The 14889-nt window shown below is 39.3% G+C and carries 15 protein-coding genes; 10 read left to right on the top strand and 5 right to left on the bottom strand.

What is annotated here, in order from left to right; genetic code table 11:
* Positions 1–257 precede the first annotated feature (257 nt).
* Positions 258–800, bottom strand: a complete 543-nt coding sequence (locus AB6T38_RS04475; protein ID WP_372546178.1) for a glutathione peroxidase — start codon at positions 798–800, stop codon at positions 258–260.
* 153 nt (positions 801–953) lie between these two features.
* On the opposite strand from AB6T38_RS04475, the gene AB6T38_RS04470 reads away from it, so the two are divergent.
* Complete coding sequence (locus AB6T38_RS04470; protein WP_372546177.1) at positions 954–3458, top strand: prolyl oligopeptidase family serine peptidase; 2505 nt, start codon at positions 954–956, stop codon at positions 3456–3458.
* 22 nt (positions 3459–3480) lie between these two features.
* On the opposite strand, the gene rrtA is transcribed toward AB6T38_RS04470, so the two are convergent.
* Positions 3481–4032 carry a rhombosortase gene (gene rrtA, locus AB6T38_RS04465; protein ID WP_348490482.1) on the bottom strand — a complete coding sequence of 184 codons (552 nt, stop codon included), beginning with the start codon at positions 4030–4032 and terminating at the stop codon, positions 3481–3483.
* 197 nt (positions 4033–4229) lie between these two features.
* Between rrtA and ggt the strand changes: the two genes are divergently transcribed.
* The 4 genes from ggt to AB6T38_RS04445 all read left to right on the top strand — a co-directional run bounded on the left by ggt (position 4230) and on the right by AB6T38_RS04445 (position 7679).
* Complete coding sequence (gene ggt / locus AB6T38_RS04460; RefSeq protein ID WP_372546176.1) at positions 4230–5978, top strand: gamma-glutamyltransferase; 1749 nt, start codon at positions 4230–4232, stop codon at positions 5976–5978.
* Positions 5979–6173: 195 nt separating this feature from the next.
* Entirely contained in the window at positions 6174–6791 is a 618-nt protein-coding gene (locus AB6T38_RS04455) for a hypothetical protein (RefSeq protein WP_372546175.1), read from the top strand.
* 166 nt (positions 6792–6957) lie between these two features.
* A complete protein-coding gene (locus AB6T38_RS04450; RefSeq protein ID WP_372546174.1) occupies positions 6958–7242 on the top strand; it encodes a pyrimidine/purine nucleoside phosphorylase in 285 nt (94 codons plus the stop codon).
* Between the two features lie 77 nt (positions 7243–7319).
* Positions 7320–7679, top strand: a complete 360-nt coding sequence (locus AB6T38_RS04445; protein ID WP_372546173.1) for a Fis family transcriptional regulator — start codon at positions 7320–7322, stop codon at positions 7677–7679.
* A 24-nt stretch (positions 7680–7703) separates the two neighbouring features.
* On the opposite strand, the gene AB6T38_RS04440 is transcribed toward AB6T38_RS04445, so the two are convergent.
* From AB6T38_RS04440 to cysK, 3 genes are all read right to left on the bottom strand, one after another.
* Positions 7704–8342 carry an NUDIX hydrolase N-terminal domain-containing protein gene (locus tag AB6T38_RS04440; RefSeq protein WP_372546172.1) on the bottom strand — a complete coding sequence of 213 codons (639 nt, stop codon included), beginning with the start codon at positions 8340–8342 and terminating at the stop codon, positions 7704–7706.
* A gap of 12 nt (positions 8343–8354) precedes the next feature.
* A complete protein-coding gene (locus tag AB6T38_RS04435; protein ID WP_372546171.1) occupies positions 8355–8819 on the bottom strand; it encodes a hypothetical protein in 465 nt (154 codons plus the stop codon).
* 109 nt (positions 8820–8928) lie between these two features.
* A complete protein-coding gene (gene cysK, locus AB6T38_RS04430) occupies positions 8929–9897 on the bottom strand; it encodes a cysteine synthase A (protein WP_348490475.1) in 969 nt (322 codons plus the stop codon).
* A gap of 245 nt (positions 9898–10142) precedes the next feature.
* On the opposite strand from cysK, the gene AB6T38_RS04425 reads away from it, so the two are divergent.
* Genes AB6T38_RS04425 through AB6T38_RS04405 form a run of 5 tightly spaced genes read left to right on the top strand, consistent with a single transcriptional unit; the run spans position 10143 to position 14885 of the window.
* On the top strand, positions 10143–10979 hold the full coding sequence (locus tag AB6T38_RS04425) for a MoxR family ATPase (RefSeq protein ID WP_348490474.1): 837 nt from the start codon (positions 10143–10145) through the stop codon (positions 10977–10979).
* Positions 10979–12157: a VWA domain-containing protein gene (locus AB6T38_RS04420; protein WP_372546170.1), complete on the top strand. Its 1179-nt coding sequence runs from the start codon at positions 10979–10981 to the stop codon at positions 12155–12157. The genes AB6T38_RS04425 and AB6T38_RS04420 overlap by 1 nt, the downstream gene beginning before the upstream one ends.
* Positions 12158–12161: 4 nt before the next feature.
* Entirely contained in the window at positions 12162–13256 is a 1095-nt protein-coding gene (locus AB6T38_RS04415; protein WP_372546169.1) for an RDD family protein, read from the top strand.
* A 10-nt stretch (positions 13257–13266) separates the two neighbouring features.
* Positions 13267–14277 carry an XdhC family protein gene (locus AB6T38_RS04410; protein WP_372546168.1) on the top strand — a complete coding sequence of 337 codons (1011 nt, stop codon included), beginning with the start codon at positions 13267–13269 and terminating at the stop codon, positions 14275–14277.
* Positions 14274–14885 (top strand): NTP transferase domain-containing protein, encoded by a 612-nt coding sequence (locus AB6T38_RS04405; RefSeq protein ID WP_372546167.1) that lies wholly within the window; start codon positions 14274–14276, stop codon positions 14883–14885. The genes AB6T38_RS04410 and AB6T38_RS04405 overlap by 4 nt, the downstream gene beginning before the upstream one ends.
* Positions 14886–14889: the final 4 nt, after the last annotated feature.

The raw sequence follows: 14889 nt of genomic DNA, 5'->3' as shown, positions 1-14889 counted from the left end.
AGTTAGCTGAGCAAAAAATAAATAACGTAAATTCAATCACTTGAATGCATTTTTTAGAAAATGTTAAAAATATTTAAAATTTAATGAACTAAAGTTTTTTAAAAGTGACTAACTATTAGTTGTAAAGATGTTTTATTGCTAAAACAGTAAAACATTTCATTGTGTGTTCCAAGTGATGTGTGTTTATAGCCCCGTTTAACGGGGCTTTTTTTTGCCTGTTTTTTTTGGTTTTAAGGGGCAAACATAACTAACTTAATTTAAAGAGCTAATGCATCTTCGATATCTTGTCTAAATTCTTTATCTGCTGGTTTAGTCGATGATTTATAGGCTTTGACTACCTCACCATTTTTATCCACCAAGTATTTATAGAAATTCCAACCTGGCTCCATACCACTTTGTTTGCTTAATTTACGAAATAAGGGGTCGGCGTTTTTACCCTTTACTTTAGTGACTTCAAACATTGGGAATTCTACACCGTAGGTTAATTCACATAATTCTGCCGTTTTACTTTCGTCATTAAATTCTTGTTTAAAATCATGAGAGGGAAAACCTAACACCACAAAATCTTGTTCCTTAAGCTCGCTGTATAACGCTTCTAGTCCTTCAAATTGAGGTGTATACCCGCACTTACTCGCGGTGTTCACAATGAGTAACGTTTTGCCTTGATATTCCTTGCACATGTTTACGGTTTCTTGTGAGTTTAATTTACGTTTCATAAACTTTAAAACGTCAGGGCATGCATTTGCAGATGCGAACATAGGGGTGAACACTAAACTACATAATAAGACTAATTTTTTCATGAAAACTCCGTGGTTATGACAGGCCAAAATATGGCAGCTAAACGTTACTATCCTCGGTAAGCAATTTTAGATCACTTGTTTACCTAAATACCCACATAGGTTTTAATACAACCTTAAGTTCTAACGACTATAACAAAAAGCAGAGACTCAAAAATGCAAAAAAGCTTTAAGCTGCTCATTATTTCTACTATCACTTCAAGTTTACTTGCCTGTTCTGGCATTCAAACGTCAGAAAGCCCCGCTGAAACCAATTTGTCGAATAGTGATTCGGTAAGCACAGCGATTTATCAAACGGTTAAACAGCAAGCACCCTATGTTGGTGATTCTAATGAAGCATTGACCTTAAATAAAATCATGGCTGATCCGGATTGGATTGGCAGAGAGCCACAATCCCCGTATTGGTCTTTAGATGGGAAAAGTTATTTTTATTCGCAAAAGCGTGAAGGTTCGGTAGTGACTGATTTATTTCAACAATCACTGTCGTCAAAAACTGCGAGTTTAGTGCCACTTGCCCAGTACCATGAGGTAGCCTATAAAAATAAAGTGTTTAACCAAAGCCGAGACAAAGCGGCTTGGATATTTAAACAGAATATTTTTGTACAAGATCTTAGCTCTGGAGAAGTTATTCAACTTACCCGCAGTGCGCAATATAGAAGCAGTTTACAGTTTCTAACCGATGGCCGACTGAGCTACCGTAGTTACAATAAAATCTATGCTATTAATACTGATTCAGGAATGACGCAACAACTGGTTAGTTGGGAGTTTAAAGAGGCTCCAAAAGCCAATGAAGAGGCCAAAGATTATATTGCCCAGCAGCAGTTGAATTTAATTGAGGTATTGCGTGAGCGTCGCACAAGAACTCAAGATAAGTTTGATTTTAATGCGCAACTATCTGCGCAGAATCTAGCCTCTACACCTGAACCTATTTATTTACCCCTTGAACATAAGACCGCTGCAGCTAGCCTATCGCCCAATGGCCGATATCTCATTTTAGCCATTGAAAAAGATACCCCAAGTCGCAGTGAAGGCGACATCATGCCTAACTACATAAAAGACAATGGCCGTATTAAAGCTGAGAAAGTCAGACGCCGAGTGGCCGATTCTAAGCCTGAAAGTCAGTACTTGTGGTTATTAGATTTACAAACAGGTACGCAAAAAGAGCTGTCCTACAAAAGTTTACCTGGATATAACGAAGATGTTTTAGAACAAGTAAAACGGGAAAATGCAGAAGCTAAAGGACAGACCTATGAGAGTAACCGACTGCCTAGAGACATTGCCTTGTTGCAAGATTGGGGATGGAACCAAAGCGCAATAGAATGGCAACAAAATGGCGAAAATGTTGCCATCATGTTGGAAGCTTGGGACAACAAAGATCGTTGGTTGACAACGGTGGACTTCAAAAACAAAAGCTTAGTGACTCAAGATAGATTGCATGATGATGCGTGGATCAATTATAACTTTAATAGTTTCGGTTGGTTAAATCAGTCTTCACAGTTGTATTTTTTGTCTGAAAAAAGTGGCTATTCCCACCTCTATTTAAAAGCATTAAATAGTGATGCAAAACAACTTACTCGCGGTGACTATGAGGTTGATGAACTAACCCTTAGCGCTAACGATCAATTTATTTATTTTAAAGCCAATAAAAAGCACCCTGGAATCTACGAAATTTACCGTATTGATTTAAGCAGTGGTGATATTGAGGCTTTGACGGATTTAAATGGCGTAACAGATTATGTGCTGAATGATAAACAAAACAGGTTATTGTTAACCCATTCTAAATTAACCATGCCGCCCGAACTTTTTGTTAAAACTTTGGATTCTGAGGGCGAGCCACAGCAGGTTACCTTCACCACCAGTGAAGCATTTAAACAAATTAACTGGACTGTCCCTGAAATAGTAGCGGTAAAATCTTCCCACGGTGAACAACCAATTTATGCCCGCTTATATGCGCCTAAAGATGCTGGAGAAGGTGACAAGAAACGAGCGGTTATCTTCAACCATGGGGCAGGTTACCTACAAAACTCCCATTTAGGTTGGTCAGGGTATTTTCGGGAATTCATGTTCCATAACCTGCTTGTTGAAAAAGGTTATGTGGTTTTAGATATGGATTATCGGGCATCAGCAGGTTACGGCCGAGACTGGCGCACTGCTATCTATCGACATATGGGGAAACCTGAAATTGAAGATTTAGTTGACGGTGTTGACTGGATGGTAAACAACGTTAATGTGGATCGAAATAGAATAGGGACTTATGGAGGCTCTTACGGTGGTTTTATGACCTTTATGGCGCTGTTCACTGAACCGGACCTATTCCAAGCCGGAGCAGCCTTGCGTCCAGTATCTGATTGGGCCCATTACAATCATCCCTATACGTCGAATATTCTCAATACACCAGATGTTGATCCCATCGCTTACGAGCGCAGTTCGCCTATTTATTTTGCGGAAGGTTTAACCAAGCCACTGCTTATCAATGCACCTATGGTGGATTCAAATGTGTTTTTTGTTGATACAGTACGTTTAGTTCAACGCTTAATTGAGTTAGAAAAACAAGACTTCGAAACTGCAATTTATCCCGTTGAGTCCCATGGTTTTATTGAACCTAGCTCATGGTTGGATGAATACCGTAGAATATTTAAATTATTTGAAGAAAATTTATAACCCTAACAATTAACTATTTGTCTCAGTGCTTCTGAGGCAAATAGTTGTTTTTAACTAAGCTGATACAAATACAAACTAATCCGCCTACCGCACCATATAAATGAGCATCTACAGCGACGTTGGCGGCAATTAAATCGCTGATCATTTGATCTGCACCATAAAGCTGTTCATGTAAAACTTTCAACCAAACCCCAAGCATTAACAACCAGCCAAATTTTACTTTGTTACAGATGTCTAAGTAAGCGCCATACACAAATATGCCGTGCAAAACTCCAGAAAGTCCAGCGTACCAAACAAGGTTAGGGGAAAATAAATAAATACCAAGGGTCACACATATGCTTAGTAAAACGATACCGATAAGGTAGTTTTTTACAGTGTAATACTGACCGTGGATGGCCCAGAGCAGCAATATGCCGGCAATATTGAGTAATAAATGATTTGTATTGGTGTGGACAAAGTTTGCGGTGAGAAATTGCCAGTAATTACCTTCTGCAAGTGATCCTCGTTGTAAGGCTAGATATTCTGAGGTCGTAGGTTCAAATATCCATAACAAACAACATATAAGCGTTATCAAAATAGGCCCGATTAGATGTTGAGGTTTTAAGGGGAAATTTAACAAGTTGCCAACACAATATTTATAAATAGTAGTGAACACCTTAACTAAATCCATGATTTTGCACAAGAATGGTTTAATAACTAGATTTTTGGTTGCATCCAAATCTCGGGATAGTTATCTTTCTATCATCCCATAGCCGTTAAGTGAGATAGTCAGTGAAATTATTGTGTAAAGTAGTGTGCGTTTTTTGTTTAATCTCTTTTAATCAAATTAACGCTAAGCAAACGACTAGGGAAGATCGCGAGCCTGAGGCCGCAACTGGTGTCAGTCAGAAAAAAGCACGGATCGCTGAAGAGTACATGGTGGTATCCGCCAATCCTTATGCATCATGGGCTGGTAAAAATATTATCAACAAAGGCGGTAGTGCCATAGACGCTGCCATTGCTGTGCAAGCAATGTTGACCTTAGTTGAACCCCAATCATCGGGTATTGGTGGCGGAAACTTTATATTATATTGGGATAATAAAGCCAAAAAACTGCATACATTCGACGGTCGTGAAACCGCGCCTTCTAAAGCAAATGCTTATTTGTTCATGCAAGATGGTAAGCCCATGAAGTGGCGAGATGCTGTTGTTGGTGGGCGTTCAGTCGGCGTACCAGGAGCCCTTAAAGCGTTGGAAAAAGCCCATAAGCAATTTGGCAAATTGCCTTGGAATGCACTTTTCAATGATACAATTAATACAGCAGAAAAAGGCTTCACTGTTTCTCCGCGTTTAGAAAAACTGCTTTCCTTAAGGTTCCATCCTGGACTAGAAGCCTTTTTGATCCCTAAAACTTATTTTTATCCAAATGGCATAGAGCTTAAACAAGGCACAAATAAGACCAACGTAAAACTATCTAAAGTATTTGAAAATATATCTGAACAGGGCGCGGACTACCTCTATAAAGGTGAGTTAGCGGATAAGATTGCTAAAACCGTGCAATTTTCGACTATTAATCCCGGTACGTTAAGCGTAGATGATCTTAACAGTTATCAATCTATAGAGCGTGAGCCAATTTGTGGTTTGTATCGTAAATTTAAAATATGTGGCATGGCACCACCAAGTTCTGGCGGCATTAGCGTTTTACAAATTCTGAAAATGCTAGAAGACTATGACTTGGCTAAAATGGGACCAGATTCGGTTGAGTCAATTCATTTGTTCACCCAAGCATCTAAACTGGCTTATGCCGATCGAGATAAATATATTGCTGACAGTGATTTTGCCCAGCTTCCTTTTGCTGCGTTAATCAATCAAACTTACTTATCACAACGCGCCGAGCTGATAAAAGCAGATAAAAATATGGGGAAAGCTGTACCAGGAGAACCCTATATCAACGCTTCTTTGTTCGGCATGGACAATTCTTTTGAACTACCTAATACCAGCCATGTCTCAATAGTCGATAAAGAGGGTAATGCTCTTGCAATGACGACCAGTATTGAGTTTGGTTTTGGCTCAGGATTAATGGTAGAAGGGTTTTTGCTAAATAATCAATTGACAGATTTTTCTTTAAACCCAAGTGCTAACGGACAGCCTGCACTTAACCGAGTTGAGCCCAATAAACGTCCTCGCAGTGCTATGAGTCCAACAATGGTATTTGACGAAAATGACCAGTTGATGATGGTAATAGGATCGCCAGGTGGAAGTCGAATTGTTAGTTATGTTGCACAAACCATAGTGGGTGTAGTGGATTGGGGATTAGATATTCAACAAGCCATTAATTTACCCAAAGTAACTAATCGTAATGATTACACTGCCCTTGAAAAAGGGACCAGTGCTGAAAAGTGGGTAGATAAGCTAACTGCCATGGGTCATAACGTTAAGGTAATCGACTTAAACAGTGGTTTGCACGGAATTCAATTTAAAAACGGCAAAATAATTGGTGGAGCTGACCCAAGAAGGGAAGGTGTTGCTGTGGGTGATTAGTTTAAAATATTACGCTCTGGTAAATGGAGCGTATTACAATTTTACAAATTTGAGAGGGAACTTAATTTAATTAAGCCCTTTTCTAATTTAGGATTAAACACTAAATAGAGATGCTAATTTTAGAAAAAGGTCGTTTTAAGCAGCGTTCTAGTGATAAAAAAATACCTAAATTTTAGGTTTAAAAAGGGATTGATAATGAAGTTAAAGCCAAAGGTGATAGGAATACTAGCGGCAAGTGTTATTTTGAATGGCTGTATGAGTATGCCCTTATCGACAATGTATAAAATGTCTCAGTTTTCTCCTTTAGATATGGAACCTCAAGACATAAGAATCGCCCTTCGCACCGATCAAAGTATCGATGTGAAAAATGGCGCTGCAAAAATATTTATGAGTTACAGTTCAGATGGAAACGAAAGCTTGCCGGCTTTTTATGAAGAGCATAATTTTAACGTGCAAGTGCAACAAGCCCCAATCACTGATATGCCTGAAATTCTATTGGATGATTTAGATAATAATGAAAGGGTGACAATTCTGAAACTGTCGGATAGTGACGCTCAATTAATGAATGGGTTATTGGCTAAAGCGAAAGAATACAAAGCTGAAGACGTCAAGGGGCGAGGCGAATTCGCTATTTCCACTGAAAATAATTGTTTTGGTAACTTAAATAAATTTGCATCATTGGAAGTGGATGTATTTCTGCAAGCAGTAAAAGAAGATGGCTACATGTTATTTTTAGAAGATGTTGATGTTATTGAACAAGCTAAAGACAACGGTATTGGCCTGCAGCAAACAAACCGCTGTGAAGTCGGTTAATTGACGCAAATAGTGGCGGTTTAATCATTATAAGGTTCTTAAACTAGACCTACAGATCCTAATTATGAGCTAGTGCTAGAATATCTAAATTAGCTGTTTTTGATAGGGAGTTTCTATTCTAAACCTGTTAAATTAAGCGCCATTTATAATTATAGAAAGGCGTTATATGTTTAAAGTAAATGAATATTTTGATGGCAAAGTCACTTCCATGGCGTTTCAAACAGCTACATTACCAGCGACAGTCGGGGTAATGGCTCCTGGTGAATATGAATTTGGCACAAGTGAGTTTGAAACTATGACTGTGGTAAATGGTGCGCTAACCGTATTGTTGCCCGGTCAAACACAATGGCAAACTTTTACTACCGGCCAGGTATTTACCATTGACGCAAATGTAAAATTTCAAGTTAAGGTAACGCAAGATACAGCCTATCTTTGTACATACGGCAAATAAATACTGTTGTTGTAAATGTAAATACTCAGCGGACGCGATTAATTCAGCGTCCGATTTTGAATTCAAATAAGTGTGTTATGTCTTCTGCAAAATCCACAGTTAAAAAGTTAGATGAAAATACCATCAAGGCACTCACTAACGTGTGCGAAACAGCAAAGCAAAAAATTGCTGGGTTTGATTGGCTGACCCATACTGCTGATTATAGTAACTTCCCGTCTAGTTTAGTGATTACTTGTGTTTTTCAAACGGAACAACATTTAAAGGATGCACAATCTCAACAACAAGACGCCTTTTTGCGAAAATTAATACAGCAACAACTATTAAACGTTGGAATTGTATTAAAAAAACCGAAACAGAATGTATTTTTTGATAGCGAAGAAGCTTGTCAGTTTAGCCATCAAGGTAATTGGGATAAACGCCTTAAATTATTCCACTAACTTAAAATCGTTGACCTGAGCGGACTACTCAATGGTTGTGAGTTTATGATCATCTGCAAAATAAGCAAAGGCATCTTGTAGGTCTCGCATAATGGTTCTGCCCGTCGAGAGAGTAGGGATGTGGTCGAGGTCAAAAAATGCTGCGTCGAAAGTCTCCATTCCCGCCATTTCCTGTAAGGGCTCTACAGGTTCACATAAAAACAAAATTTTATAAAATTCTCGAATATCAGGATCATAGTCTCCCGATGCTTTATGCCGTAACGATATTAAGCGCGCATTATTTATGTGAACGTTAGCTTCTTCTTCAATTTCTTTTTTAATATTTTGTACCGCTGTTAAGCCAACATCCGCATAGCCACCAGGTAGTGTCCATTTTTTGTCACTTTTCTCTTGAACCAATAATATTTTGTTGTCTTTGATGACTGCACCACGGACTTCTACTTGTGGCGTAACATAACGTCGATGAAAAGGCGTGACTAAATCTGAAATTTGCTTAACGGGAACAGACGCCAGATCGCTCATCATTTGTTGAGCAATTAAAGAGATTTCTTCAAATCGCTCGCGATCAAACTCTTCTGGGGAGAAGGCTAATCCCGACTCGGCAATTGCATGCAGTCGTTTTATGTGGGAAAGCCAAAGGTTTGAATTGGCAAGGTTAGACATTTTTCATTCTATCTATAAATATTTGTCAGGCTGAATTTTATCAACCAACCATTTTCCATCTTTACGAACCATTTCTATTACCCGAATATCTTCAACTCGTTCGTCGTACAAGGTACCCGTAAAAAATAGGGTAACCACGGCAGATTCTGCAAACTCACTGCGTCCTATACTGTTTCCGGTATCAGGTTGAATGTCTACTTCATCGTATACTAAATCGAATACGTGTCTCTGCACATTTCTATTTGTACGGTAAGAGTTTAGCAATCTAGCCATGCGTTCAGTGCTCATGGCGATTGCTCTATTTAAATTTTTATCGTTATAGACGTGTTGGAAAAACTCGACTGCGGCATAATCTGGCGTGTTGGTATCCATCATGCCGTATTTACCTGCTCCTTTTTTACTTTCGTTGTCGCAAGCTTGTAGGAATAAAATTAAAATACATAATGAGAATAAACGTAAGTAAGAGTGATTTATCATGATGAATCGACAGAGTTAAATTGAACACTCACACAGTCTGCGTTTTCTGTGTTTAAAAGTAAAGAGCAGGCGTAAAGCCTGCTCTTATAATTAAAAAATGCAGTTTCTTTTATTGCACTTCTTCGTGATCGGTAAATTCACCAGCAAACATAGCACTGCTTAAGTAGCGTTCTGTTGAACTTGGGAAAATAACGACAATCATTTTGTCAGCATTTTCAGGCTTCTCGGCTAAACGTTTAGCCGCAACCATGGCCGCGCCAGTTGAGATACCGGCTAAAATGCCTTCTTCTTTTAACAGACGGTGAGCCATTTCAATAGAGTCGTCATTTGACACTTGTTCAACTTGGTCAACAATATCAAGATCCAAGTTACCAGGGATGAATCCTGCCCCTATGCCTTGAATTTTATGGGGACCAGGAGTGAGTTCTTCACCTGCTTTTGCTTGTGTAATAACTGGCGAGTCAGTTGGCTCTACAGCTACCGTTAAGATGTCTTTACCCTTAGTATTTTTAAGGTAGCGACTCACACCGGTAATTGTTCCGCCGGTACCAACACCGGCTACAAAAATATCCACTTTACCATCGGTATCTTTCCAGATTTCAGGACCAGTAGTTTTTTCATGTATTTCGGGGTTAGCTGGGTTATCAAACTGTTGAAGCAGAATATATTTACCTGGATCAGAGGCTACAATTTCTTGTGCCTTAGCTACAGCACCTTTCATGCCTTTAGGTGCTTCAGTAAGCACTACATTTGCACCAAGAGCCTTAAGCAACTTGCGGCGTTCTAAGCTCATGCTGCTTGGCATTGTTAACGTTAATTTATATCCTCGAGAAGCTGCAACGAACGCTAAAGCAATCCCAGTATTACCACTGGTTGGTTCAACTAACTCTTTGTCTTTGGTTAAAATGCCACGTTTTTCAGCATCCCAAATCATGTTCGCGCCTATCCGGCACTTAACACTAAAACTGGGGTTACGTGATTCCATTTTTGCGTAAACGTTACCGCTGGAAACAACACGATTTAATTTAACTAATGGTGTATTACCAATAGCGAGAGAATTATCATCATAAACTTGCATACTATATCCTTGCATAGGTTTAGGTAACTTTCAGTGATACCCTTTGATGTGTTTTCGTTATTTGAATAACTATATTAGGCTGTTAATGTTGTACATAACAAGCACTTGTTTAAATGTAGATAGCAAAACTTTTAAGTTTGCTTAATTTTGTACCCTAGTATGATTGTACTCAACGAACATTTTTCAAAGTGCTTTTTGCTATATCTTAGTTTTATATTTACATTTTTTGATGATTGAGGTGATTGATGCCATTTAGTAGTACCGGAAATTATATTGCGAGCAAGGAACTGCAGCTAGCGGTAAACGCTGCCATAACATTGCAGAGACCTTTATTAATTAAAGGGGAGCCAGGTACGGGTAAAACCATGTTGGCAGAAGAGTTAGCTAGAAGTTTAGGTACTGATTTAATCCAGTGGCATATCAAGTCGACGACTAAAGCTCAGCAAGGTTTGTATGAATATGATGCAGTTTCTCGTTTAAGAGACTCTCAACTTGGTGACGAAAAAGTCAAAGACATCAGCAATTACATTATCAAAGGTAAACTTTGGCAAGCATTCGATGCGCAGACGCCACCGGTATTGTTAATTGATGAAATCGATAAAGCCGATATCGAATTTCCAAACGATTTGCTTTTAGAATTAGATAAAATGGAATTCTTTGTTTATGAAACTAAACAAACCATAAAAGCTGAAAAGCGTCCTATCGTGATTATTACCTCGAACAATGAAAAAGAACTTCCTGATGCATTTCTGCGTCGTTGTTTTTTCCATTACATTCAATTTCCAGACAAACAACAAATGCAAGAAATTGTCGACGTGCATTTTCCTAATTTGAAAAAAGAATTGCTTGCCCAAGCTCTTGAAACGTTTTTTGATTTAAGAGATATGCCAGGATTAAAGAAAAAACCTTCCACTAGTGAGTTGATTGATTGGTTAAAACTACTGGTTGCCGAAGATATTTCACCAGAAGCTTTGCAAAATAAAGACGGCAAAAACAGCATTCCACCTTTGTACGGTGCGCTAATTAAAAACGAACAAGATATTCATTTGTTCGAAAAATTGGCTTTCATGGCTAGACGCTAATGTTAGTCGATTTTTTCTTTAAAGTTAGAGAATACAAAGTTCCAGCAACGGTTAGGGAGTTGCTAGATTTACTCAATGCGTTGGAACAGCAAGTGATATTTGCCGATACCGAAGGCTTTTATTATTTATCGCGATTGTGTTTGGTTAAAGATGAAAGCCATTTCGATAAATTCGATAGGGCATTTGCTGATTACTTTGAAGGGGTGCAATTCATTGACTTATTTGGCAAAGATATTCCTGAAGAATGGTTGAGAAAACAATTAGAACGACATTTTAGTGATGCCGAAAAAGCGGAAATAGAAGCCATGGGCGGTTTAGATAAGCTTATGGAAACCCTCAAAAAACGCTTGGAAGAACAACAAAAACGTCACCAAGGTGGTAACAAATGGGTCGGGACTGGAGGGACGTCTCCTTTTGGTTCACATGGTTACAATCCCGAAGGAATTAGTATTGGCAATAAAGGAAAAGGTCAATCTTCTGCTGTTAAGGTGTGGGAAAAGCGTGAATATAAAAACCTCGCCACTGATGTAGAACTAGGTACCCGTAATATAAAAGTTGCGTTACGTAAGTTACGTCAATTTGCACGAACTGGCGCAAGTGAAGAACTCGATCTTCCTACAACCATTGGTAAAACGGCTAAAAATGCCGGCTGGTTAGATATTCACATGGTGCCAGAACGTCATAACGCCATCAAAGTATTGATGTTTTTTGATGTTGGTGGCTCTATGGACGAACACATTAAATCTTGTGAGGAATTGTTTTCAGCCGTACACTCTGAGTTTAAACATCTTGAATATTTTTATTTTCATAATTGCGTTTATGAAGGGGTGTGGAAAGACAATAAACGTCGCTCAAATGAAGTCATTTCTATTTTTGATATCATTCATAAGTATGGAAGCGATTATAAATTAGTATTCGTTGGCGACGCGACTATGGGACCTTATGAAATTACCTACCCAGGAGGTAGTGTTGAGTATTGGAATGAGGAACCAGGTTCGGTTTGGTTAAAACGTCTGACGGATCACTTTCCCCACGCCATTTGGTTAAATCCGCAAATGGAAATACATTGGCAATATTATGCTTCTATTCAGATTTTAAAAGATTTAATGCAAGGTAAAATGTTTGCATTAACCATAGAAGGACTCAGCGAGGGCATCAAAGCGCTCACCAAAAGGTAAGTATATGAACCCTAAGGAAGCGGTACCAGATCAATCTGAAACAGACAAGCAAACAAACACTCACACCTCAAAACATCAGCAACGTCAAGAAACCCGCGATGTTATAACACCATATGCTTTTGAGGTGCCCGAAGAGTTATACGGAACACCCTTAGCTACTCCCACTCGTCGCGCGTTGGCGCTGTCTGTCGATTTAATCTTGGTTGCAATACTGTCAGGTGTTACTGGTAACGCATTGGCAATTTTAATTGCAATTTTATTGTGGGTAACCAGTAGACGCCTAAAACGTGAAAAACGCTTACCCTCAGCAATTATGTTAGTGCGAATTCTTGCTGTGGCGTTAATTCTAGGTGGAATTTTGGGTTTATTTCGCAATGATACTGCTATTTGGACTGATACCCAGTCCAGTGATAAACAGGACGTTAACGCGTCAGACGCCGTTGCTGTTGTCGTTTTTACTGGTACATATGCCGCATTTACTAGTTTAATTCAAGAACAAGTAGAACAAGGCGGGTGCCCAGATGTTGAAACCTGTTGGTCAATGATCGGTGAGGAATTTGTCGAAGACTTGGTTAAATTAGCCTTGCCAAAATCAGCAAAAAGCGAAATGTTAGAAGAGCTTTTTGAAAAGAGCAGTACTGAGCTCAATGCCGTTCAATATCAAAACTTGCGAACAGCCTTAATAGCACAGTTTGAATCATTGCAGGCAGATGTCGATAAGGTTGCCATACAAGAGCAGGCAAAAGCTGATGCAGAACCCGAAGCTTCATCATTTCAAGACCATAGTATTGTAAAGTGGTTTAAAGGAATTGCTGCTGATCTTGGCCTCGGTTTCGGTTGGGCTGCGGTTTATTTTACCGGGACTATGGTGCTACTTAGAGGGCAAACCATTGGTAAAAAATTATTTTCAATTAAAGTCATCAAACTCGATGGCAGTACTTTGAATGTTTGGGAAAGTTTTGGACGCTATGGTGGATATGGCGCTGGTTTGGCTACTGGGTTACTCGGCTTTATACAAATTTATTGGGATCCCAATCGGCAAGCTATCCAAGATAAGATTTCTGAAACCTTAGTCATTAGATTAAAAGCAAAACAATAAGTGACCATTAATGGCTAATACATTAACCAGCATGCTAAGTGTTTGGTATCAACAAAAAGATCAATGTCAGTGGGTGTTAGCCACAATTTTTGAGACGCAGGGTTCTTCTTACCGTAAGTCCGGCGCACATATGATGATTAACGATTTGGGCCGATATCATGGACTCCTTAGTGGTGGGTGCTTAGAGTCGGATATTATGCTGCAAGCGAGAAGGTGTTGGGATACTGGTGAAGGGCGAATCGTTGAGTATGATATGACGGAAGAGCAAGATTTGGCTTGGAAGTTAGGCATTGGCTGTGGAGGCGTGGTTAAAATTTTATTGCAACCGGTCTCTAAGCAGAATGATTATTTGTATTTAAATAAGGTCTATGGTCGTTTGTCGCAAAATGGCTATTGTTACTTTGCGCAGCAAATAACCAGTGGTGAACCCCAGGTCGAATATGCAGAATTACCCTCCACAGCGCAAGTTAAAGTGGAACAATGGGAACACAACGGGCAAGTATTTCTCAAACAGGTACTCCGCCCGCCAATAAACCTGTGTGTGGTTGGCGCAGGAGTGGATGCGCAACCGGTTGTTGAAATTGCTGCTAAATTAGGCTGGCGAGTTGTGTTAATTGATCCAAGGGCGAGTCATGGGCGACGCAATTATTTTCCAGACGCCTTTGAGGTAATAAAGGTACCACTGGACAGTTTGATCGAAAATGCTGATGAGTTAACTTGGCTGGCGCAAACTGATGCATTAATCATTATGAGCCATAATGTAAAACTTGATGCTCAAGGCTTGTTGCTTTCCTTAAAAAGTTCGGCCAAATATGTTGGAATGTTGGGTCCACTGCATCGAACTGAGCGGGTGTTTGCACAAGCCGGGTTAGATAGAGGCGCTTTTTCGTTGCCTTTTGCCAATCCTATTGGCTTGCGTCTAGGCGGTGAATTGCCAGAATCCATAGCACTGTCTATGATTTCTGAGGTACATAGTTTTCTTGCTGAAAAAGATGCAAAATCCATAAGCGGAATAGTGTGAAACTTGTTAGTTTAATTTTGGCTGCCGGAGAGGCAAGCCGTTTTGGTAGCATAAAACAACTCGCTCTGATACAGGGGCAGCCGATGTTGAATAGGGTTATTGAACAACACAGAGGGGCAGGCTTAGAAAAAGTTGTTGTGGTACTTGGGGCAAATGCAGAACTGATAAAACAACAAATTGATCCTTCTGTCGATGTGGTTACAGCCCAAAATTGGCGACTAGGAATGGGAGAGAGCATTCGAGCAGGGGTAGACTTTATATTGCATCAAAGATACCCAGATGCCAGCCATATAATGATTGCTTTAGCTGATCAAATAGCAGTGGAGTCTCTTCAAATTGCTACACTGTATAAACATATAATACATAATTCAGAATCTATAATAGCATCAGAGTACGCTGGCAATGTTGGTGTACCTGCTTGTTTTCCAAAGCGCATATTTTCTGATTTATTAAATTTAAATAGTTCAAATTCAGATTTACAAAAAGGTGCTAAATCTATTTTACGGGCAAATCAACAAAATTTAATTAAGGTCAAAGTCCCTGAAGCACAATTTGATATAGATACTATTGAGGATATGCGTCGCTGGCGCAATTCTTTCACCGGCTAATTTA

The organism is Aliiglaciecola sp. SL4 (genome assembly GCF_041538045.1).
In the GTDB taxonomy this organism is placed as follows: domain Bacteria; phylum Pseudomonadota; class Gammaproteobacteria; order Enterobacterales; family Alteromonadaceae; genus Aliiglaciecola.
Note: the sequence above shows the minus strand (reverse complement) of the source record. Positions and strands in the feature narration are given on the sequence as shown.